The 19326-nt window shown below is 60.3% G+C and carries 23 protein-coding genes; 10 read left to right on the top strand and 13 right to left on the bottom strand.

Translation table 11 applies throughout. From position 1 onward, the window contains the following. Positions 1 to 6: 6 nt before the first annotated feature. The 9 genes from CRO46_RS12715 to coxB form a co-directional block, all read right to left on the bottom strand. Positions 7 to 372, bottom strand: coding sequence for a DUF1304 domain-containing protein (locus CRO46_RS12715; RefSeq protein ID WP_097108138.1), 366 nt, complete (start codon positions 370 to 372; stop codon positions 7 to 9). 65 nt (positions 373 to 437) lie between these two features. Next, positions 438 to 1181 carry an SURF1 family protein gene (locus CRO46_RS12720; protein ID WP_097108139.1) on the bottom strand — a complete coding sequence of 248 codons (744 nt, stop codon included), beginning with the start codon at positions 1179 to 1181 and terminating at the stop codon, positions 438 to 440. After that, positions 1174 to 1557 carry a DUF983 domain-containing protein gene (locus tag CRO46_RS12725; RefSeq protein WP_097108140.1) on the bottom strand — a complete coding sequence of 128 codons (384 nt, stop codon included), beginning with the start codon at positions 1555 to 1557 and terminating at the stop codon, positions 1174 to 1176. The genes CRO46_RS12720 and CRO46_RS12725 overlap by 8 nt, the downstream gene beginning before the upstream one ends. Before the next feature lie 99 nt (positions 1558 to 1656). After that, positions 1657 to 2532 (bottom strand): cytochrome c oxidase subunit 3, encoded by an 876-nt coding sequence (locus CRO46_RS12730; RefSeq protein ID WP_097108141.1) that lies wholly within the window; start codon positions 2530 to 2532, stop codon positions 1657 to 1659. A gap of 62 nt (positions 2533 to 2594) precedes the next feature. Further along, positions 2595 to 3203 (bottom strand): cytochrome c oxidase assembly protein, encoded by a 609-nt coding sequence (locus CRO46_RS12735; protein WP_425479275.1) that lies wholly within the window; start codon positions 3201 to 3203, stop codon positions 2595 to 2597. 10 nt (positions 3204 to 3213) lie between these two features. Next, on the bottom strand, positions 3214 to 3363 hold the full coding sequence (locus tag CRO46_RS19990; RefSeq protein ID WP_179759049.1) for a DUF2116 family Zn-ribbon domain-containing protein: 150 nt from the start codon (positions 3361 to 3363) through the stop codon (positions 3214 to 3216). 2 nt (positions 3364 to 3365) lie between these two features. Next, positions 3366 to 4313, bottom strand: a complete 948-nt coding sequence (locus tag CRO46_RS12740; protein ID WP_097108142.1) for a heme o synthase — start codon at positions 4311 to 4313, stop codon at positions 3366 to 3368. A gap of 137 nt (positions 4314 to 4450) precedes the next feature. Further along, positions 4451 to 6106 carry a cytochrome c oxidase subunit I gene (gene ctaD / locus CRO46_RS12745; protein ID WP_097108143.1) on the bottom strand — a complete coding sequence of 552 codons (1656 nt, stop codon included), beginning with the start codon at positions 6104 to 6106 and terminating at the stop codon, positions 4451 to 4453. A gap of 18 nt (positions 6107 to 6124) precedes the next feature. Next, positions 6125 to 7000 carry a cytochrome c oxidase subunit II gene (coxB, locus tag CRO46_RS12750; protein ID WP_097108144.1) on the bottom strand — a complete coding sequence of 292 codons (876 nt, stop codon included), beginning with the start codon at positions 6998 to 7000 and terminating at the stop codon, positions 6125 to 6127. Positions 7001 to 7433: 433 nt separating this feature from the next. Between coxB and CRO46_RS12755 the strand changes: the two genes are divergently transcribed. Next, positions 7434 to 7910: an invasion associated locus B family protein gene (locus tag CRO46_RS12755; RefSeq protein WP_244577891.1), complete on the top strand. Its 477-nt coding sequence runs from the start codon at positions 7434 to 7436 to the stop codon at positions 7908 to 7910. A 14-nt stretch (positions 7911 to 7924) separates the two neighbouring features. Here CRO46_RS12755 and CRO46_RS12760 read toward each other — a convergent pair whose 3' ends face one another. Together CRO46_RS12760 and CRO46_RS12765 are read right to left on the bottom strand one after the other, a co-directional pair. Continuing rightward, complete coding sequence (locus tag CRO46_RS12760; protein ID WP_179759050.1) at positions 7925 to 8356, bottom strand: DUF1801 domain-containing protein; 432 nt, start codon at positions 8354 to 8356, stop codon at positions 7925 to 7927. Continuing rightward, on the bottom strand, positions 8349 to 8654 hold the full coding sequence (locus CRO46_RS12765) for a DUF6958 family protein (protein ID WP_097108147.1): 306 nt from the start codon (positions 8652 to 8654) through the stop codon (positions 8349 to 8351). The genes CRO46_RS12760 and CRO46_RS12765 overlap by 8 nt, the downstream gene beginning before the upstream one ends. Before the next feature lie 81 nt (positions 8655 to 8735). Here CRO46_RS12765 and tldD point away from each other — a divergent pair, with 81 nt between their 5' ends. The 3 genes from tldD (at position 8736) to CRO46_RS12780 (ending at position 12509) form a co-directional block, all read left to right on the top strand. Beyond that, a complete protein-coding gene (gene tldD, locus CRO46_RS12770) occupies positions 8736 to 10151 on the top strand; it encodes a metalloprotease TldD (protein ID WP_097108273.1) in 1416 nt (471 codons plus the stop codon). A 131-nt stretch (positions 10152 to 10282) separates the two neighbouring features. Next, positions 10283 to 11239, top strand: a complete 957-nt coding sequence (locus CRO46_RS12775; protein ID WP_097108148.1) for an AEC family transporter — start codon at positions 10283 to 10285, stop codon at positions 11237 to 11239. A gap of 202 nt (positions 11240 to 11441) precedes the next feature. Beyond that, on the top strand, positions 11442 to 12509 hold the full coding sequence (locus CRO46_RS12780; protein WP_097108274.1) for a polysaccharide deacetylase family protein: 1068 nt from the start codon (positions 11442 to 11444) through the stop codon (positions 12507 to 12509). On the opposite strand, the gene pdxH is transcribed toward CRO46_RS12780, so the two are convergent. Then, the gene (pdxH, locus tag CRO46_RS12785; RefSeq protein ID WP_097108149.1) at positions 12500 to 13114 is read right to left on the bottom strand and encodes a pyridoxamine 5'-phosphate oxidase; all 615 of its coding nucleotides are present in this window, start codon (positions 13112 to 13114) and stop codon (positions 12500 to 12502) included. The genes CRO46_RS12780 and pdxH overlap by 10 nt on opposite strands. A 164-nt stretch (positions 13115 to 13278) precedes the next feature. Between pdxH and CRO46_RS12790 the strand changes: the two genes are divergently transcribed. The 4 genes from CRO46_RS12790 to CRO46_RS12805 all read left to right on the top strand — a co-directional run bounded on the left by CRO46_RS12790 (position 13279) and on the right by CRO46_RS12805 (position 16559). After that, complete coding sequence (locus CRO46_RS12790; protein WP_179759051.1) at positions 13279 to 13611, top strand: RT0821/Lpp0805 family surface protein; 333 nt, start codon at positions 13279 to 13281, stop codon at positions 13609 to 13611. A gap of 245 nt (positions 13612 to 13856) precedes the next feature. Further along, on the top strand, positions 13857 to 14891 hold the full coding sequence (locus CRO46_RS12795; protein ID WP_097108151.1) for a DnaJ C-terminal domain-containing protein: 1035 nt from the start codon (positions 13857 to 13859) through the stop codon (positions 14889 to 14891). Positions 14892 to 15002: 111 nt separating this feature from the next. Further along, entirely contained in the window at positions 15003 to 15815 is an 813-nt protein-coding gene (fabI, locus tag CRO46_RS12800; RefSeq protein WP_097108152.1) for an enoyl-ACP reductase FabI, read from the top strand. A 153-nt stretch (positions 15816 to 15968) separates the two neighbouring features. Further along, complete coding sequence (locus CRO46_RS12805) at positions 15969 to 16559, top strand: histidine phosphatase family protein (RefSeq protein WP_097108153.1); 591 nt, start codon at positions 15969 to 15971, stop codon at positions 16557 to 16559. Positions 16560 to 16607: 48 nt separating this feature from the next. On the opposite strand, the gene CRO46_RS12810 is transcribed toward CRO46_RS12805, so the two are convergent. Then, positions 16608 to 16868: a DUF1344 domain-containing protein gene (locus CRO46_RS12810; protein WP_097108275.1), complete on the bottom strand. Its 261-nt coding sequence runs from the start codon at positions 16866 to 16868 to the stop codon at positions 16608 to 16610. A gap of 223 nt (positions 16869 to 17091) precedes the next feature. Here CRO46_RS12810 and aroC point away from each other — a divergent pair, with 223 nt between their 5' ends. Together aroC and ribB are read left to right on the top strand one after the other, a co-directional pair. Then, entirely contained in the window at positions 17092 to 18186 is a 1095-nt protein-coding gene (gene aroC, locus CRO46_RS12815; protein WP_097108276.1) for a chorismate synthase, read from the top strand. A gap of 11 nt (positions 18187 to 18197) precedes the next feature. Next, positions 18198 to 19298, top strand: coding sequence for a 3,4-dihydroxy-2-butanone-4-phosphate synthase (gene ribB / locus CRO46_RS12820; RefSeq protein ID WP_097108154.1), 1101 nt, complete (start codon positions 18198 to 18200; stop codon positions 19296 to 19298). The last annotated feature ends 28 nt before the right edge of the window (positions 19299 to 19326 follow it).

The raw sequence follows: 19326 nt of genomic DNA on the forward strand, positions 1-19326 counted from the left end.
ACAGCATCAGCCCGCAATCAGGACCACTATCAGCGCAATTGCGGCCGGAAGCGCCTGGATGATGAATATCTTGCGCGACGCGGTGGCGCCACCATAGAGGCCGGCAACGAGGACGCAACCCAAGAAGAAGAGCTGCAGCTGAAAGGCAAATTCAGCATCCGGGTGCAGCAGTGACCAGATCAGGCCGGCGGCGAGGAACCCGTTGTAGAGACCCTGATTTGCCGCCATCACACGTGTCTGGGCTGCTTGCTCGGGCCGGGTACCGAAAGCCTTCATGCCGCGCGGCTTGGTCCAGAGGAACATCTCCAGCACGAGAATATAGATATGCTCGAAAGCGATCAGCGCAACCAGGATCAATGCCAGAACAGCCATATCAACTTCCCATCCGTTTCATCCTCTGGGGCTACCATGCCATGGCCCGCAAGCGCCAGCCGCGATCAGGATTTTCGCTTCCACCAGGCAAACACACTCACGCCGAGAAGCGCCAGGGCCAGGCCATACCAGGTCACCGCATATTGCAGGTGACTGTTGGGCAGGTCGATCACCGTCACCCCTCCCCTTGGCAATCCACCCGGAACCGGGGTTGCGTCGGCATCAAGGAAGAACGGCAGCACATCCTCCGCCTGCAGCCCGGCGGATGCGGCCATCCGATCGAGATCCTTCCAGTAGAAAATGTTTGCCGCTTCGTCATTGTCTGGCACCATAAAGGACGGCCGTTCGGACAGCCGCTCGCGCGCCAGGCCCGTGACCCGCTGTTCCCCCTCGAGCAGGCTTTGAGGCCGGGTCTTGGGGTCTTTCAGATCGTAAGGCACAAAGCCGCGATTGACGAAGAGGTAGCGGCCGTCACCGATCTGCATCGGCGTATACACATAGTAGCCGATCTGCCCGTTGAAGGTGGCGAAGAAGTGGCGTTCGCTGTCATGGAGATACCGGCCGGTGGCAAAGGCCGTGCGGTACTCGATCGGCTCACCCGCCTGATGCGCTGTCTCGATTTCTGCAATGCTGACCGGCTCGGCATTGCTTCGCTGTTCGATGGCGGCAAGCAGGCTTTCCTTCCAGACCAGCCGCTGCACCTGCCATGTACCCAATGCGAGCAGCACGGCGAACGCCGCGGGCAGCAGGATAAGCACGGCCCAGAAACGCCAGCGCGGCGACGCTGTCTTGACGTCTGTTTCAGCCACGATCGATCGCTCCCTCGGCTGCCTTGTTGCGGAACTGGAGTGCGATCAGCACCCCCTTGGCGATGCGCAGGAACACGAGCGTGAGCACGGTGGAAAGCGGAATCCACAGGGTCAGGTGCACCCACAGCGCCGGGCTGTAATTGACTTCCAGCCAGAGTGCGAACCCGACGACCAGAAAGCCGATGATCATGATGCCGAAGACGGCCGGTCCGTCGCCGGCATCGGCAAAGCCATTGTCCAGGCCGCAAACGCCGCATTTCGGTTTGACGCTCAACAACCCGTCATACAGCGCGCCTTCGCCGCAACGCGGGCAACGGCCGCGCAGACCGACCTGCACCGGATCAACCGGCGGATAATGTGCCTCGTCGCTGCTCATTGTTGCTGTTCCTTGTCTCCGGCCTCAGTTCCCCGGCTGAAATGCACAGGGCGGCAGGTTTCCCCGCCGCCCTGTAGTCTAGTTGGATCCTGGACTTGATCAGCCGTGGTAGATCGGCGCACCCCAGGAAGCCCAGATGTAGATCGAGAAGAACAGGAACAGCCAGACCACGTCGACGAAGTGCCAGTACCAGGCAGCTGCCTCAAACCCGAAATGCTGCTTGGGCGTGAAGTCACCCTTCATGGCGCGAACCAGGCAGACAATCAGGAAGATCGTGCCGACAAACACGTGGAAGCCGTGGAAGCCGGTGGCCATGTAGAAGGTTGCACCGTAGATCGAATCCTTGAAGGCGAACGGAGCGTGGCCGTATTCGTAGACCTGAACGATCGAGAACAGGATGCCGAGCAGGATCGTCAGGATCAGGCCGTTGACCAGGCCCTTGCGGTCGCCATGCAGCAGCGCATGGTGCGCCCAAGTGATCGTGGTGCCCGACAGCAGCAGGATAATGGTGTTGTAGAGCGGCAGGTGCATCGGGTCGAGAACCTCGATGCCTTCGGGCGGCCACTGCCCACCGGTAAAGGCGACGCGGGCGACCTGACTGGCTTCATCGGGAAACAGGCTGGCGTCGAAGAAAGCCCAGAACCAGGCGACGAAGAACATCACTTCCGAGGCGATGAACATGATCATGCCATAGCGCAGGTGCAAACCGACGACGCGGGTATGGTGACCCTCATGAGCCTCCTTGATGGTCGCGCCCCACCAGCCGAACATGGTGTAGAGAACGATCGCCAGACCGACGAGGAACATGACCGGATTGGCAATCGGCAAGCCGAGCAGTGAATCCGCGCCCTTCAGCCCCTGCATCCAGCCGATGCCGCCGAGCGCCATAACGAGCGCCCCGATCGAACCGACGAGCGGCCAGGGGCTCGGGTCGATGATGTGATAGTCATGGTGTTTTTGATGTGCGTCGGCCATGTCAGCTTTCCCCGATGGTCATCATACCCGCCCCGGACCACCCGTCCGGCGCAGTGTTGGTCTTACAAGGTATTCCTGTCTTGCACCGGCTCTTCCACCGCTGCAACGGGTTTTTCCGATGCATGGGGGAAGAATGTGTAAGACAGCGTGATTGTTGTTACGTCCTTGGCATCCAGATCGTCGACGATCGCAGGATCGACGAAGAAGACGACAGGCATGTCGAGTGTTTCGCCCGGTTTAAGCTCGGTCTCGGTGAAGCAGAAACACTGGATCTTGTTGAAATAGGCACCAGCCGACATCGGCGTGACATTGAAGGTCGCCTGGCCGAATGTCGACTGATTCGACGTGTTCTCGGCCGTGTAACCGATCTGGATGGTCTCGCCGATACGAAGTTCAACCTCGCGCTCGACCGGCTTGAAATCCCACGGCAGGCCGCCCGCGGTGTTTGCGTCAAACCGGACCTTGATCTTGCGGTCCAGAATTGTCTCGGACATCTGCTCGACGCGCTGCGTGGTACCCCCGTAACCCGTCACCTGGCAAAACAGCTGGTAAAGCGGAACAGCGGCGTAGCTGACACCGATCATCGAGGCGACAAAAGCCGAACACGCGACGACGATACGCATGTTTGCGCTGCCCTTTGTCTTGCCATCGCCGGTTTCATTCGCGCTCACGGAATTCTCCTCACATCGCCCGGTCAAAGATGCCCGGGCCGATCTTGATGATGGTCACGACATAAAACATTACCGCCAGGACGGCCAGCACGATGCCCAGCGCAACATTGCGCGAGCGCCTGGCCTTCTTCTGCTTTTCGGTCAGATCGATCTGGTTCATGATTACACCGCCATGCCGGTAAACTTGGTCACCAGCGCACTCACCAAAAGTGCTGTAAAGATGCAGAACAGATAGACCAGCGAATAGGCGAACATCTTCTTGGCCGGCACCATTTTGCTGTCGCCGTCCGGCATGCGCCAGACCTTGACGGCATGCCAGATGAAGACGGCGCCCAGAATGGCTGCAAAGGCACCGTAGACCATGCCGGCAAAGCCCAGAACCGTCGGCACGACGCCGCTGATGGCCGTCAACACGGCATAGAGAACGATCTGGTGCTTGGTGGTGCGCTCACCGGCGACATTGGGCAGCATCGGAATTCCGGCGCGGCCGTAATCCTCAGACTTGAATAGCGCCAGCGCCCAGAAATGCGCCGGTGTCCAGAGAAAGATGATGGCGAACAGAACGATACTCTCGAGCGAGATCGAGTTTGTGACGCAGGCCCAGCCAATGATCGGCGGAAATGCGCCTGCGGCACCGCCGATGACGATGTTTTGCGGCGTCGAACGCTTGAGCCACATCGTGTAGACGACGGCGTAGAAGAAAATCGTGAAGGCAAGCAGGCCGGCCGAGAGCCAGTTGACCATAAGGCCAAGCGTCGCGACAGAAAAGACCGACAGGAACATGCCGAATGCCAGCGTGGTGTCGGCGGAAATGCGGCCGGCGGGGATCGGGCGCTTGGCGGTGCGGCCCATCAGGATGTCGATGTCGGCGTCATACCACATGTTGAGCGCGCCCGACGCACCGGCGCCCACGGCGATCGACAGGATCGCGATGAAGCCCAGAACCGGGTGGATCTCGCCCGGCGCCATCAGCAGGCCGACGAGGGCAGTGAAGACAACGAGCGACATGACGCGCGGCTTGAGCAGCGCGAAGAAATCACCCGCATCGCCTTCCAGGACATCCACGGAAGCAGGCGTGGCCAGAGCATCATGTTCGTCGGTCATTGCCATGGGCAATTTGCCTTTCCTACATTTTGCCGGTTCTGGGGGACCTGCCTATTCTGCGGTCCGCGTCCCATGTCCGGGCTTTACGCGCCAAACCGCCGGATGGTCCCGGCGGCCTGGCAATTTTTATCTGCTGCGCGCTGTTACTTGATGCGCGGCAGCTGTTCCCACTGGTGGTAGGGCGGCGGCGAAGACAGCTGCCATTCCAGCGTGGTCGCACCCTCGCCCCATGGATTATCGCCCGCGACGCGCTTCTTGGAGAAGGCTTCCCAGACACCCCAGAGGAAGATCAGAACACCGATGCCGGAGATGTACGAACCGTAGGACGAGATCGCGTTCCAGCCAGCGAATGCATCGGGGTAGTCGATGTAGCGGCGCGGCATGCCGGCCAGGCCGAGGAAGTGCTGCGGGAAGAACACCAGGTTCACGCCCACGAAGGTGACCCAGAAATGGGTGCGCGCGATCATCGGGCTGTACATGTAGCCGAACATCTTCGGAAACCAGTAGTACCAGCCGGCGAAGATCGCGAAGACGGCACCCAGCGACAGCACGTAGTGGAAGTGGGCAACGACGTAGTAGGTGTCGTGCATGGCGCGGTCGAGGCCTGCATTGGCGAGCTGTACGCCCGTCACACCGCCGACGGTGAACAGGAAGATGAAGCCGATCGCCCAGAGCATCGGAGTACGGAAGGTGATCGAACCACCCCACATCGTTGCGATCCAGGAGAAGATCTTCACGCCGGTCGGAACAGCGATCACCATGGTGGCGAAGACGAAGTAGCGCTGCGTGTTGAGCGACAGACCGACCGTGTACATGTGGTGGGCCCAGACGATGAAGCCGACGGCACCGATCGCGACCATGGCATAGGCCATTCCGAGATAGCCGAAGACCGGCTTGCGCGAGAAGGTCGAGATGATGTGGCTGACGATGCCGAAGGCCGGCAGGATCAGGATGTAGACTTCCGGGTGACCGAAGAACCAGAACAGGTGCTGGAACAGGATCGGGTCGCCGCCGCCTTCAGGCGCGAAGAACGCGGTGCCGAAGTTGCGGTCGGTCAGCAGCATGGTGATGCCACCCGCCAGAACCGGCAGCGACAGCAGCAGCAGGAAAGCGGTGATCAGCACCGACCAGGCAAACAGCGGCATCTTGTGCAGGGTCATGCCCGGCGCGCGCATGTTGAAGATGGTGGTGATGAAGTTGATCGCACCCAGGATCGACGAGGCACCGGCCACGTGCAGCGACAGGATGGCGAAATCCATGGCAGGACCAGGCTGTCCGCTCGTCGACAACGGCGGGTAGATGGTCCAGCCACCACCGGTGCCGTAGGCGCCTGCGGGACCTTCGACGAACATCGAAAGCAGCAGCAGGATGAAGGCAGGTGGAAGCAGCCAGAACGAGATGTTGTTCATGCGCGGGAACGCCATGTCGGGCGCGCCGATCATGATCGGAACCATCCAGTTGGCGAAGCCGCCGATCAGGGCCGGCATCACCATGAAGAAGATCATGATCAGGCCGTGGGCGGTGGTGAACACATTGTACATGTGCTTGCCGCCGTCGATGGCGGCATCGCCCTCGAAGCCATAGACCATTGCCGCAAGGCCGTGGAAAATCTGGATGCCCGGCTCCTGCAGCTCCATGCGCATGGCGACAGAGAGCAGACCGCCGATGATGCCCGCGATGATCGCGAAGATCAGGTAGAGCGTACCGATGTCCTTATGGTTGGTGGAGTACATCCAGCGACGCACAAAGCCCTTGGGCATGTGGTCGTGGTCGTCATGAGCGACAGTTGAACCGGCCATTGGTCTCAGTCCCCTCTCTTAATTCTGATCGTTTGCGGCGACATCAACCGACTTTGCATCGGCTTCGATGGCGGCAACAAGGTTGCGATTGGCGGCTTCGACATCGTCGGCAGCGGCGGTCAGCCACGCATCGAACTGCTCCTGCGAAACCACGCGGATCGCGATCGGCATGTAGGCGTGGTCCTTGCCGCAGAGCTCGGAACACTGGCCGTAATACATGCCTTCGACCTCCGCCTTGAACCAAGTCTCATTGAGACGGCCCGGAACGGCGTCCATCTTGACGCCGAAAGCCGGCATGGCGAAGGCGTGAAGAACATCGGCGGCGGTCACGAGCAGCCGGACCGTCTTGCCGACAGGAACGACGAATTCGTTGTCGACAGCCAGCAGGCGCGGATAGGCAGCGACATCTTCCTTGCCGGCAGCGACACGGTCGGCTTCCTGCAGCATCAGCGAATCAAAAGAGACTTCATTTTCGGTCTGGTACTCGTAGCCCCAGTACCACTGGTAGCCAGTCGCCTTGACCGTGTAATCGGCCTCCGGCGGCGAATACTGCGCTGTCAGCAGATTGAAGGACGGAATCGCGAGCGCCAGAAGGATGACGACCGGCCCCAAGGTCCAGATCACCTCGATGAGGGAATTGTGGCTGGTCTTGGAGGGAGTGGGATTGGCGCTGGCGCGGAATTTCACCATCGCGTAGACCAGAAGGGCCAGCACGAAGAGTGTAATCGGCACGATGAACCAGAGCGTGTAGTTTTCGAAGCTGCGAATCTGCTCCATGATGTCAGTGGCAGCAGGCTGGAAGCCCATCTGCCAATCAACTGGCTGCGCGGCCAAGGCGGGGCTCGTGCCCAGCGAAGCGAGTGCGGCAAGCCCTGCGGAAAGCTTGTTGGTCACGTTGGTGTCTCCCTCGAGTATCGTTCCGCCTGCGTGACCAGACGGAATCCCTCAATTTGATTGGCGCTTCAAACCACAGAATGACACCGCCCGCAACTGCCGTCACCTGTTGATGATGCGGCATTTTTGCGCGGGCGCCCGGGCACGAGGTGTTTGGGACGACAAAATGCGCTCCATCGACGCTTAGCCTTTAAACTTGCAACAAACACCCGTGCTGGCTTCGTTGCCGACGCCGTTGGGGGCTCGCAATGAGCAAGCCAAGACGGCCCGAAGCCGCATTTTTGCCGCACAAAGCAGCTGAGAGTGCCGTTAAAGGGTTCCATTTTGGTCCCGCCCATCTACAAATTGAGCGATGATTCGGCCGTTCCATGGAGTTGAAATGGCATTTGCACCAAAATTGAACCGTTGTGCTGGCGCCGTTCTGGCCGGCCTGATGCTCACCAGCTCTCCGGGACTTGCGACCCAGGCAGCGGCGCAGCAGGCCGGGAAAGTCAAATCCTCACACGGATCGTGGTCGATCGTCTGCGACACTCCGGCCGGTGCACCGTCAGAACAATGCGCCCTGATGCAGAACGTCATTGCCGATGACCGGCCAGAGGTCGGACTTTCCGTCGTGGTGTTGAAGACCGCCGACCAGCAGGCGCGAATCCTCAGGGTGCTGGCGCCGCTCGGTGTATTGCTGCCTTCGGGGCTGGGGCTGAATGTCGACGGCAAGGATATCGGCCGGGCCTATTTCGTGCGCTGCTTCTCGGACGGCTGCTATGCTGAAGTGATCCTCGACGAAACGCTGCTGACCACCTTGCGCGGCGGGACCACGGCCACCTTCATCGTGTTTCAGACGCCTGAGGAAGGCATCGGCATTCCAGTCGATCTGGCCGGCTTCACCGAAGGCTATGCTGCCCTGCCGTAAAACCGCTCTCCGGGTCAGGCATTTTCCCGAACCGGGTAGCGTTCGTCCATGACCGCCAGCGTTCGGGAAAGCACGCGCTCTAGAACACCCATGTCGATGGCGTCGAGCTTTTTGAGATACAGACAACATTTGCCTGTCTTGTGCGGGCCGAGGCGCGAAAGATCGTCCTCGAGGCCTTCGAAGCCGGGCATCAGGTAGAGCACGAGGTCCCGACTTCTCAACGCGAAACCGCAGCGGAACAATTCTCCCTCACGGCCTGAGGCATATTTATAGCTGTATTTTCCGTAGCCGAACATGGCCGGTCCCCACATCACCGGGCGTGAACCGGAAAGCCGGCGCAACAGCTTGTCCAGAGCTGTCACTTCAGCCCGGCGGCCGTCGTCCGAGATCTCGGCAATCACAGCATCGGGGTCCAGCGACAGGGGCTGGGTTTTGTTTTCAGCCATTGCCATCTTCCTTTGTCAGATAAAACCGCAGCGGCTTGTCGCTGGTGCGCGCAAGCTTGCCTTTGGCCTCCAGGTCGAGCTGTACACATTTCACCCACCAACCTGATGTGGCTCCGCCTGGAAAAAGGGCTTGCGGAAGCAGCGGTTTGACGGCTTCCTTGATGGTAGTTTGATCCACCGGTTCTGACTTTCGGCTCAAAACCGACAGCATCGCATCGCGCATGGCGAGGTACTTCTCACCGTTGACGCGCTCGGTTTTGCCCGGGTGATTGACATTCTCGACTGTGAGTTTGTCCAATGAGCTGCCTCCCCCAGTGTTTCATTCCGGGTCCGAACACCTATATACACCGGCAACACCGCTTTAGAAATGGACATCACGATGCAGGACCCGCTCGCCAGCCAATTCGACATCTCCGAAGCCAAGGTGGAGAGAATCGTCGCCGACGCGCTCAAGGACGCCGACGATGGTGAACTCTATCTCGAGTACGAAGAAACGGAATCGCTGCTGTTTGACAATGGCAAGCTGAAATCCGGCGCCTATGCCACCGACCGTGGCTTCGGGCTGCGATCGGTGCTCGGCGAAACATCCGGCTATGCGCATGCGGGCGAACTGTCCGAAGCCGCTTTGATGCGCGCGGCAGATGCGGTTTCGGCCGTGACCCGGGGTGCCATCGGGACCTATTCGGCCGCGCCGCAACGCACCAACAAACTTCTCTATACCGCAGACAATCCGCTGGCCAACCCCGGCTTCGAGGACAAGGTCAAGCTGCTTCAGACGATCGATCAATATCTGCGCAACAAGGATGAGCGGGTCCGTCAGGTTTCGGTTTCGATGGCCGCCAACTGGCAGGTGGTTGAGATCCTGCGGGCCGATGGCCACCGGGTGCGCGATGTCCGTCCCCTCACCCGGCTCAACATCTCGGTGGTGGCCGGTGTCGGCGACCGGCAGGAAAACGGCTCCTACGGCATCGGCGGGCGCAAGCTGTTCGGCGATTTTCTCACCGACGAGAGCTGGCGCCACGGCGCCGACGAGGCGCTTCGCCAGGCGTTGGTCAATCTCGACGCCGTGCCGGCACCGGCGGGCACCATGGACGTGGTGCTTGGCGCAGGCTGGCCGGGCGTGATGCTGCACGAAGCAGTCGGTCATGGCCTTGAAGGCGATTTCAACCGCAAGAAAACCTCCGCCTTTGCCGGGCTGCTGGGCGAGCGGGTAGCCTCGAAAGGCGTCACAGTGGTCGATGACGGCACCATCGAGGGACGGCGCGGATCGCTGTCGGTCGATGATGAGGGTACGCCTTCAGGCTACAACGTGCTGATCGAGGACGGCATCCTGGTCGGCTACATGCAGGACCGGCAGAATGCCCGGCTGATGGGGATGAAGGCCACTGGCAACGGGCGGCGGCAGTCCTATGCGCATCAGCCGATGCCGCGCATGACCAATACCTACATGCTGTCGGGCGACAGAACCAAGGACGAGATGATCGCTTCGGTGAAAAAGGGGCTTTACGCGGTCTCCTTCGGCGGCGGCCAAGTTGATATCACATCGGGCAAGTTCGTCTTCGGCTGCACCGAAGCCTACATGATCGAGGACGGCAAGGTCGGCGCGCCGGTGACCGGTGCGATGCTGATCGGCAATGGCCCGGAAGCCATGCAGCGGATCTCGATGGTGGGCAATGATTCCGCACTCGACACCGGCATCGGCATGTGCGGCAAGGCCGGACAAAGCGTACCGGTCGGCGTCGGTCAGCCGCATCTGTTGATGAATGCCATGACGGTGGGCGGAACCCAGGCGTGACGCAATTCCCGGGTTGGTCCGCATCGTTCTGACGGGCACATCGCGCAGGTTACCATGCGGCTGGCCGGCCAGCGGTTGCCAATCTGCCTGTTGCGGTATCTAAGCGACTGAAGACAAATCGTTCTTCAGTCATGCTTGATATCATTTCAGTTACCGCCCCAGTCTTCATCATGATCGCAACCGGCTATGCCGTGGTGCATTTCGGTATACTCGAAGCCTCTGCGATGCGCATTCTCGGCAGCTATGTCGTCACGCTGGCGCTGCCGGCGCTGCTGTTCAAAGCTGTCTCGCAGCGCCCGATCGCCGAAATCGCCAACTGGAGCTACATCGCGGCCTATCTCGGCGGCTCGCTGCTGGTGGTGGCTGCGGGATTATTCTACATCCGGAAGTTCCAGAAAGCTGACGCCACCGCTGCGGCGTTCAGCGCACTCGGGATGGTCTGCTCGAATTCAGGCTTCATCGGCTATCCGATCCTGCTTCTGACGCTGCCATCGATCGCAGGTGTAGGTCTGGCGTTGAACATGCTGGTTGAAAACATCGTGTTGATCCCGCTGATGCTGGCCATTGCCGAAGCCGGTCACGGCGTCCCCTCTCCCGTGGGCAAGACACTTGCACGGACTCTCCGCAGCCTGATCCGCAATCCGGTCATCATCGGTCTGGGGGCGGGATTGGTTGCATCGGTGCTCCAGCTCAAGATTCCTCAGCCGCTGATGAAGCCCGTGGACATGCTGGCTGCATCCAGCGCCGCAGTCTCACTGCTGGTCATCGGCGGCACGCTGGCAAGCGTGTCGGTGCGCGGCCTGAGCGGTGAAATCGCACCGACGGTTGCCGGAAAACTGGTGCTTCATCCGATAGCCGTGTTTCTCGCCACCTGCGCGCTGCCGCTCGCGGGCATGGCTCCACTGTCACCCGAGATGCAGGCAGCAGCAGTCATCCTGGCGGCCGTACCGATGATGGGGATCTACCCGCTTCTGGCACAACGTTTTGGCCGCGAGCGGTCAAGTGTCGTTGCGATGCTGATGGCGACCGTGCTGTCCTTCTTTTCGCTCAGCGCCGTGCTCTGGATGGTCGCCCGCTACATCCTGTAGGCGCTGCAGTCTCGAAGAAGACCGATTGTTTCCAGCAGTTTCGCGCCTGTGGAACCAATGTGTTCCGGCTGCGAGCGAGACTTGATAGGCTAAAAATCGCATAGCTGTACTGCGAAGCCAGTAACGTGTTCAACAACAGTTAAGCCGGAAGTGGTAGGAGATGTACCTGCATGGCGCTGGTTGCGTCCATCGGATGGGGAACATGTTCAGACCAACTACCGTCGCTGCTCGTCGAATTCTCAAGCGCGCCGCCATTCAAAGCACGCTTGAGGCAGTGTCGCTGTGCTCCAGGGCCGGATTTATGCCGGAAGCCCGCGGTCTGGGCGCGATTTTCACCCTGCACCATGTCCGCCCTGCGCTCCGCAAGAAGTTCGATCCCGCAGCGCACCTTACCATCACGCCCGACTTTCTCGATGCCAGCATCACCCGGCTCAAGGCTCGCGGCTATGTGCCGGTGGCACTTAAAGACGTGCCAGAATATCTTGCAAGGGAGGACCGGCCCGGCCCGGCAATGGTTTTCACGCTGGATGACGGTTATCGCGACAACAACCAGTTTGCCCGGCCGGTGTTCGAAAAACACCAGGTTCCCTACACGATCTTCATCGCGGGAGGCTTCGTCGACCGCAGCCACTCGATCTGGTGGGAGACGGCCGAGATGCTTCTCGGCCAGGTCGACGCATTCACATTCGATTTCGGCGACGGCGAGGAGACGCTTGCAACGCGCAGCCTGATGGAAAAATACGCGGCCTTCGACCGGCTGAACAACGCCCTGACTTGCGCACGTCAGCAGGCGATTGTTGAACGCCTTGATGAGCAGGCACGTGCGGCCGGCATCTGCCCGACCGCCATTGTCGACCGCGAAGTGATGAACGAGACCGAACTGCGTGAGCTGGGCGCCTCTCCCCTTGCAGATCTGGGAGCGCATACGATTTCGCATCCCAACCTGGCCCAGTTGCAAGCCGACGAGATGACAGCGGAAATCCGGCGCTCGGCAGAGCGCGTCGCCGAAATCACCGGCACCACACCGCAGGCATTTGCCTATCCCTATGGCGACCGCTGCGCGGCAAAGGTCCGAGAATATCAGGCCGCGAATGATCTCGGCTTCAAGCTCGCCGTGACCACCAATCCCGGAACTCTAAAGGCCGAAAGCCTGCACAGCCGGTTCTCGCTACGCCGGATATCGCTGAACGGCTACTACCAGAAAAGCCGTTACGTCGACGCATTGGCCTCGGGGATCCCCTTCAGGTTGCGTGGCTCCGATCACGGATAGAGCCGGGTCTTGGCCCAACTGTCCTCAGAGCGGGTGAACTTGATCCGGTCATGCAGGCGGAACGGCCGGTCATGCCAGAATTCTATGGATTGCGGGATGATGCGAAAGCCGGACCAATGGGGCGGGCGCGGGATTTCGCCGATGGCATATTTGGCCGTGTATTCGGCGACCGCCTTCTCGAGCGCGAAACGGCTCTCCAATGGCCGCGACTGTCTTGACGCCCAGGCGCCGATCCGGCTGCCGCGCGGCCGCGAGGCATAATACTCATCGGCTTCCGCGTCACTGACCTGCTCGACTTCTCCGCGGATCCGGACCTGGCGGCGCAGGCTTTTCCAGTGGAAGCACATCGCGGCCTTCATGGAGGAGAGGATTTCCTCTCCCTTGGCGCTTTCGAAATTGGTGTAGAAAACAAATCCGCGCTCATCGACTCCCTTGAGGAGAACCATTCTGACATCCGGCATGCCATCGGTATCTACTGTCGCGAGCGCCAGCGCGTTGGGGTCGTTCGGCTCGGATGCCGTGGCGTCTTCCAGCCATTGCGAAAAAAGCCGGAAAGGTTCGGCTTCTTCAGTAAAGTCACCAGTCGTTAACCCTGTTTCTGTCATAGTCTTCCCTCATGCCTCCAAGCCGGAGTAGCAGTGTCTTGAAACCTGACCTAACAGAAGCAATTGAACGGGAAAAGACAAGGACGGCCCCCCGCGCCGTTATGGCGCTGGCATTGCCGGTCTGCCTTGCCTTGTCCGGATGCATGGGAGGAGGCTCTTCGGCCATGTCCGCGCTCGTGATCGACGAAACCACAACAGCCGCGATTACGCCCCTGTCTGCCGATAGCGAGATCCTGTCAGACGAGACCGTCATTCGCGATCTTGTCGCCAATCTGAGCGCGGACGAACTCGTTGTCTCCCGGCCCTGGTCCAACACGCTGACCGGGTCCGCGGGAGTGGTCTCCAACTTCACCACCCAGACCGACGGCGTCAGAACCTGCAGGCTTTTCCAGACCACCCGGCACAGCTTCGACGGCGTGGCACTTTTCAATGGCCGGGTCTGCCGCCGCCCGGACGGCGGATGGGATCTTGTGAGCCTCGACCGGGCAAGCGGTTGATCCTATTGGTATAATAGCGACTGCCCGAGCCTCGGGAACACGCCCGCTCCGGTCGAAAATGGCCTCATGGCACGCGCCATATCGGCAAAATCCGGGTTCCGACACCCCGGCGCCCGGGTCTGACCGGAGGAGGTAGCCGGTTGGAATATTTTTCCGATTTTTCGGGCGAAACACTCTTTTTCATACACTGATGGTTAGCACATCTTCGCTAGGCTTTCCGGATTAGGCCCATACGGGGATGTAACATGCGTAGTCCGTACACGGTGCTCGGCGTCAGTTCGACGGCGAAAGCTGGAGATATCAAGAGCGCTTACAGGCAGCTCGCGAAGATTTGGCACCCGGATCAAAATCCGGACGATCCGCAGGCGGGTACCCGGTTCGCGGAAATCGCCCATGCCTACAAGCTTCTTATCGATCCCGAACTGCGGATGCGGTTCGACAATGGTCATATCGACGCTCGTGGGCGGCGCCAGAAGCCACCAGCGCGCGGTTTTTCTCCCAATCCTTTCAAGACATTCAAGGACTCGCCAGGTGCGGCTCAGGCCAAGCCGCGGCCAACTGCTGCCAATCAGTCATCCGATGCCCTGGATGAGGCAAAATTCGAGGACATGGTTGTCCATATCTTTGGCGACGCGGCAGCCAAGAACGCGCGGGAGCGGTCCGCGCAAAGCAAGGACCAGACCGGCCAGCGGACCAAGACCGATGCGCCCGGGATCGACGAGGATCCGCTGACGACGCTCGATACCTTGTTCAAGAAATGGAAGTCGCGCTACAGGCCGAAGACGGTCTTGCCGGTGACGCAGCACCAGATCGAGATCAGCCTTGAAACTGCCTTTGCGGGCCACGAAGACGAGATCGTGTTCGGTGAGAACGAGACTGTCAGCTACGAGATCCCGGCAGGGACCGTCGACGGGACCGAGATCATCGTAGCCTCTCCAAATCCGCAGATGTACGGTGATACGGTTGTTACCGTTCGGCACCAAAAACATGCGAGATTGCGATCATCGGGAAGCGACCTTCACGGCGACCATCCGATCGAACTTGCCGAAGCCGTGCTGGGCGGCTCCTTTGTGTATGAGGGCATCGACGGTCCCTTACGAATCGACGTGCCTGAGTGGTCAGGCTCCGATACTGTGCTGGAAATCAAGAACAAGGGACTTCCCACCAGGTTCGGCAAGCGCGGGAAACTGCATGTTCACCTGCGCGTGATGCTGCCGGAGAAGCCCGATCCGCATCTCAAGGACCTGATGCGATCGAGCAAGAAGGCGTGGTATCTCTAGCCCGGCAAGCCGCGCAACCGATCCGGGCAATTAACCCAATCGCGTGTGCCTGACTTGCAGTAGCACGTGCTGTATGCCATAGCCTGCGCGACAATTTCGATGGAGAATGCAATGGCTGACACTTCCGGCCTTATGAAAGGCAAACGCGGCCTGATCATGGGCGTGGCGAACAATCGGTCTATTGCCTGGGGCATTGCCAAGGCTTGTGCCGATGCAGGCGCCGAACTGGCGCTGACCTATCAGGGTGATGCGCTGCGGAAGCGTGTCGAACCGCTGGCCAATGAACTCGGCGCCATCGTCGCAGGACACTGTGACGTGACTGATCTCGATACCATCGATGCCGTCTTCGCCGACCTTGAAAAGCGCTGGGGCAAGCTCGACTTCGTGGTTCACGCAGTGGCGTTTTCCGACAAGGATGAACTCACAGGCCGTTATGTCGAGACCACGCGCGAGAATTTCAACCGCACGATGGACATATCGGTCTATTCGCTGACGGCTGTGGCCAAGCGGGCCGAGCCGTTGATGACCGATGGCGGCTCGATCATCACGCTGACCTATTATGGTGCCGAGAAGGTGATGCCGCACTACAACGTCATGGGCGTTGCCAAGGCTGCGCTGGAAGCCAGCGTGCGTTATCTCGCGGTGGATCTTGGCAGCTCCAACATCCGCGTCAATGCCATCTCCGCCGGTCCGATCAAGACACTGGCGGCGTCGGGAATCGGCGACTTCCGCTACATTCTCAAGTGGAATGAATACAATTCCCCGCTCAAGCGCACCGTCACGATCGACGAGGTTGGCGATTCGGCACTTTACCTTGTTTCCGATCTGTCACGCGGCGTCACCGGCGAAATCCTGCATGTCGATTCCGGCTACCACACGATCGGCATGAAGGCCGTGGACGCGCCCGACATCAGCGTGGTCTGACGCCGAACCGGCACTGACAGAAAGCGGCTCCTTGCAATGCGCCCGGGTGGCTTCACTTGGGCGCATTTTGCATCTATTCAGGGAAGAACATCCCCTGCCGGTCTGAGCCAGCACCAAGGGGGACGGTCAATGTTCTCCAATGAGGAATAGTGCATGCTTCTCTACGTGATCCGCCATGGGCAGACGGACTACAATCGGGAGGAGCGGTTGCAGGGCTCACGGGATATCCCGCTCAACGACACCGGGCGGGGTCAGGCAACGGGCAATGGGCGGGCGCTGGCAGCCCTGCCCTCTCTCGAATTGCCGCTGGGTGAATTTGACTGGGTGGCAAGCCCGCTGGGACGGACGCGGGAGACGATGGAACGGGTTCGGAGCGCAGCAGGTCTTGAGCCTTCAGATTATCGCACCGATCCGCTTCTGGTGGAGCTCTCCTTTGGAGACTGGGAAGGCCAGACGCTGGTCGAGGTCGAGGCCCATTCACCGCAGCTCATCGACCAGCGCAACAAGGGCAAATGGCACTTCAGGCCGCCCGGCGGCAGCGCCGAGAGTTATGCCATGCTGGCGGAACGGACAGCCAAGTATCTCGATACGATTGAGCGGCCGACCATCTGTGTCGCTCACGGCGGCGTGATTCGGACCCTGTTCCACCTGATCGGCAAGGTCGATGGCGATGATGCAGCGGTGATCGACATTCCGCAGGACCGGATTCTCAAGACAGACGGATCTACAATCGGCTGGATCTGAAATTTTCCGGCAGCACAGAGCTGGAATCACATCCGCGGCTGACGACGACTACTGGATCAGTTCCAGATCGTTGATCATACGCTTGCCGTCGACGACGGTGTAGAAGATGACGACTTCGACATTCTCGTTAAGACCTTCGAAATTGAACTCGGCAGGGGTCTGGTAGACCTTGCCGTCATCGAGCTTGATAGTCTGCTCGGCCGTGGAGACTGCGGCGATCTTGCCGGTGGCGTCGGCGCTTTGCGCCCAGGCTGAGAAGGGAGCGAGCATGGCGGAAACAACCAATAGAGCGGAAATTGCAATACGCATCGGACAGTCCTTGATCATTGTTCTGAGTTGTCCCCTTGAAGAGGCAGATTGTGGCAAAATTGATGGCGTCATGTGAGCGGTAAACAGTTGCATTGTCAACGAAACAGCTTCGCTCAGCGGCCAGATCAACAAAAAGGCTTTCCCCTCCCCCCCTCCATCCTCTAGAAGTCAGCGTGAACCCTCAAATGCGGGCATGATCCGCGCTTTTTCATGGTTGCACTGCATGTCGCACAACACCTTCGGCCACCTGTTTCGCGTGACCACCTGGGGCGAAAGCCACGGGCCGGCTCTTGGCTGCGTCGTTGACGGCTGCCCTCCCGGTATCCGTTTCAGCGAAGCCGGGTTGCAGCACTGGATGGACAAGCGCAAACCCGGCCAGTCGCGCTTCGTGACACAGCGGCGCGAGGAAGATCTGGTCAAGGTACTGTCTGGCGTCATGCGGGAGGACGACGGCACACTGGTGACCACCGGCACGCCTGTCTCGATGATGATCGAGAACACCGACCAGCGTTCGAAGGACTACTCGGAGATCGCCAAGCGTTACCGGCCCGGCCATGCCGACTATACCTATGATGTCAAATATGGCGTGCGCGACTATCGCGGCGGCGGGCGGTCCTCGGCCCGGGAAACCGCAGCGCGGGTCGCCGCAGGCGGACTGGCGCGTCTGGTGCTGCCGGGCGTCACGGTGCGCGCCGCGTTGGTGCAGATCGGCGAACACAAGATCAACCGCGACAACTGGGACTGGTCGGAAGTCGACAACAACCCGTTCTTTTGTCCAGACCCCGAGACTGTTCCGGTGTGGGAAGAGTATCTCGACGCGGTCCGCAAGGCGGGTTCTTCGGTCGGCGCAGTCATCGAAGTGGTGGCAGACAATGTGCCCGCCGGACTCGGCGCGCCGATCTATGCAAAGCTCGATCAGGACATTGCATCCAACCTGATGTCGATCAACGCCGTCAAGGGCGTCGAGATCGGCAATGGTTTTGAAGCAGCACGGATCAGCGGCGAGGAGAATGCCGACGAAATGCGGATCGGGGACGACGGCAAGCCGGTGTTTCTGTCCAACAATGCCGGCGGCGTACTGGGTGGCATCTCGACCGGCCAGCCGGTTGTGGCGCGGTTCGCGGTCAAGCCGACCTCCTCGATCCTCAACGAACGGCGGTCAATTGATTCCGACGGCAACGAGGTCGACGTGCGGACCAAGGGCCGGCACGACCCCTGTGTCGGCATCCGCGCGGTCCCGATCGGCGAAGCCATGGTTGCATGCACACTTGCCGACCATTACCTCAGAGACCGCGGCCAGACCGGCCGCCTGGATTGAAAGAGTGCCCCATGAGCTATGATCAAGCCCGCGTCGTTGAAGCCATCCGCGCCTTTGAGGCCGGCGAAATTGTCGTTGTCACCGATGACGGCGGTCGCGAAAACGAAGGCGATCTGATTGTCGCCGCGGTTCACTGCACGCCCGAGAAGATGGCTTTCATCGTGCGCCACACCTCCGGCATTGTCTGCACGCCGATGCCACGCGAGGAAGCCAAGCGGCTGAACCTCAGCGCCATGGTGGCGGAAAACGATTCAGCCCACACCACCGCATTCACCGTCTCCGTCGACTACAAGCACGGCACCACCACCGGCATTTCGGCCGATGACCGGACGCTGACCGCGCGCAACCTCGCCAACCCCAATGCCGGCCCCGACGATTTCACCCGTCCCGGCCACATCTTTCCGCTCATCGCGCGCGAAGGCGGCGTGCTGATGCGCTCCGGCCATACCGAAGCAGCTGTCGATTTGTGCCGACTTGCCGAACTGCCGCCGATTGCGGTGATCTGCGAACTGGTCAATGACGACGGTACGGTGACGCGCGGAGAGCAGGTTGATGCCTTCTCCGTCAAGCACGGCCTCAAGCAGGTCTCGGTTGCCGATCTGATCGCCTACCGGCAGCGCAAGGAAACGCTAATCGAGCATATCGACAGTTTCGACGTCGATACCATCGCCGGCAAGGCGAAAGCCTTTACCTACAAGTTGCCCTGGGATCCGATGCATCACCTCGCCGTGGTCTTCGGCGACATTCGTGATGGCGTCGACATCCCGGTGCGGCTGCATCAGGAATCGGTCGTTGACGACGTGTTTTCCAAACAGGAACCGATGACAGCGATCATGAATCGCATGGCTGCGGAAGGCCGCGGCGTGGTAATCTATCTGCGCGAAGGTTCGGTCGGTGTCGGTCCGCAGACCTCGCGGCGGGTGCCGGCGGTCGAGGGCGAAGGCCATGCCGAGGCGAAGGCGCGCGAGGACGAATGGCTGGAAATCGGGCTGGGTGCTCAGATCCTCAAGGATCTGGGCATTTCCTCGATCAAGCTCTACGCGTCGCGTGAACGGCACTATGTCGGGCTGGAAGGATTCGGCATCCGGATCTCGTCGACCGAGATCATCTGATGAATCTCGCGTTCATAAGGCTTCAATT

This window comes from Parahoeflea halophila, assembly GCF_900220985.1.
Lineage (GTDB): Bacteria > Pseudomonadota > Alphaproteobacteria > Rhizobiales > Rhizobiaceae > Hoeflea > Hoeflea halophila.

Coding starts and splice junctions, on each gene's coding strand:
- tldD (WP_097108273.1), top strand. CDS start 8,736: ATGCAGGACCCGCTCGCCAGCCAATTCGACATCTCCGAAGCCAAGGTG.
- ribB (WP_097108154.1), top strand. CDS start 18,198: ATGAGCTATGATCAAGCCCGCGTCGTTGAAGCCATCCGCGCCTTTGAG.
- ctaD (WP_097108143.1), bottom strand. CDS start 6,106: ATGGCCGGTTCAACTGTCGCTCATGACGACCACGACCACATGCCCAAG.
- CRO46_RS12805 (WP_097108153.1), top strand. CDS start 15,969: ATGCTTCTCTACGTGATCCGCCATGGGCAGACGGACTACAATCGGGAG.
- CRO46_RS12715 (WP_097108138.1), bottom strand. CDS start 372: ATGGCTGTTCTGGCATTGATCCTGGTTGCGCTGATCGCTTTCGAGCAT.
- CRO46_RS12795 (WP_097108151.1), top strand. CDS start 13,857: ATGCGTAGTCCGTACACGGTGCTCGGCGTCAGTTCGACGGCGAAAGCT.
- pdxH (WP_097108149.1), bottom strand. CDS start 13,114: ATGACAGAAACAGGGTTAACGACTGGTGACTTTACTGAAGAAGCCGAA.
- CRO46_RS12740 (WP_097108142.1), bottom strand. CDS start 4,313: ATGGCAATGACCGACGAACATGATGCTCTGGCCACGCCTGCTTCCGTG.
- aroC (WP_097108276.1), top strand. CDS start 17,092: ATGTCGCACAACACCTTCGGCCACCTGTTTCGCGTGACCACCTGGGGC.
- CRO46_RS12790 (WP_179759051.1), top strand. CDS start 13,279: ATGTCCGCGCTCGTGATCGACGAAACCACAACAGCCGCGATTACGCCC.
- fabI (WP_097108152.1), top strand. CDS start 15,003: ATGGCTGACACTTCCGGCCTTATGAAAGGCAAACGCGGCCTGATCATG.
- CRO46_RS12730 (WP_097108141.1), bottom strand. CDS start 2,532: ATGGCCGACGCACATCAAAAACACCATGACTATCACATCATCGACCCG.
- CRO46_RS12780 (WP_097108274.1), top strand. CDS start 11,442: ATGTTCAGACCAACTACCGTCGCTGCTCGTCGAATTCTCAAGCGCGCC.
- CRO46_RS19990 (WP_179759049.1), bottom strand. CDS start 3,363: ATGAACCAGATCGATCTGACCGAAAAGCAGAAGAAGGCCAGGCGCTCG.
- CRO46_RS12755 (WP_244577891.1), top strand. CDS start 7,434: ATGCTCACCAGCTCTCCGGGACTTGCGACCCAGGCAGCGGCGCAGCAG.
- CRO46_RS12810 (WP_097108275.1), bottom strand. CDS start 16,868: ATGCGTATTGCAATTTCCGCTCTATTGGTTGTTTCCGCCATGCTCGCT.
- CRO46_RS12775 (WP_097108148.1), top strand. CDS start 10,283: ATGCTTGATATCATTTCAGTTACCGCCCCAGTCTTCATCATGATCGCA.
- CRO46_RS12760 (WP_179759050.1), bottom strand. CDS start 8,356: ATGGCTGAAAACAAAACCCAGCCCCTGTCGCTGGACCCCGATGCTGTG.
- CRO46_RS12725 (WP_097108140.1), bottom strand. CDS start 1,557: ATGAGCAGCGACGAGGCACATTATCCGCCGGTTGATCCGGTGCAGGTC.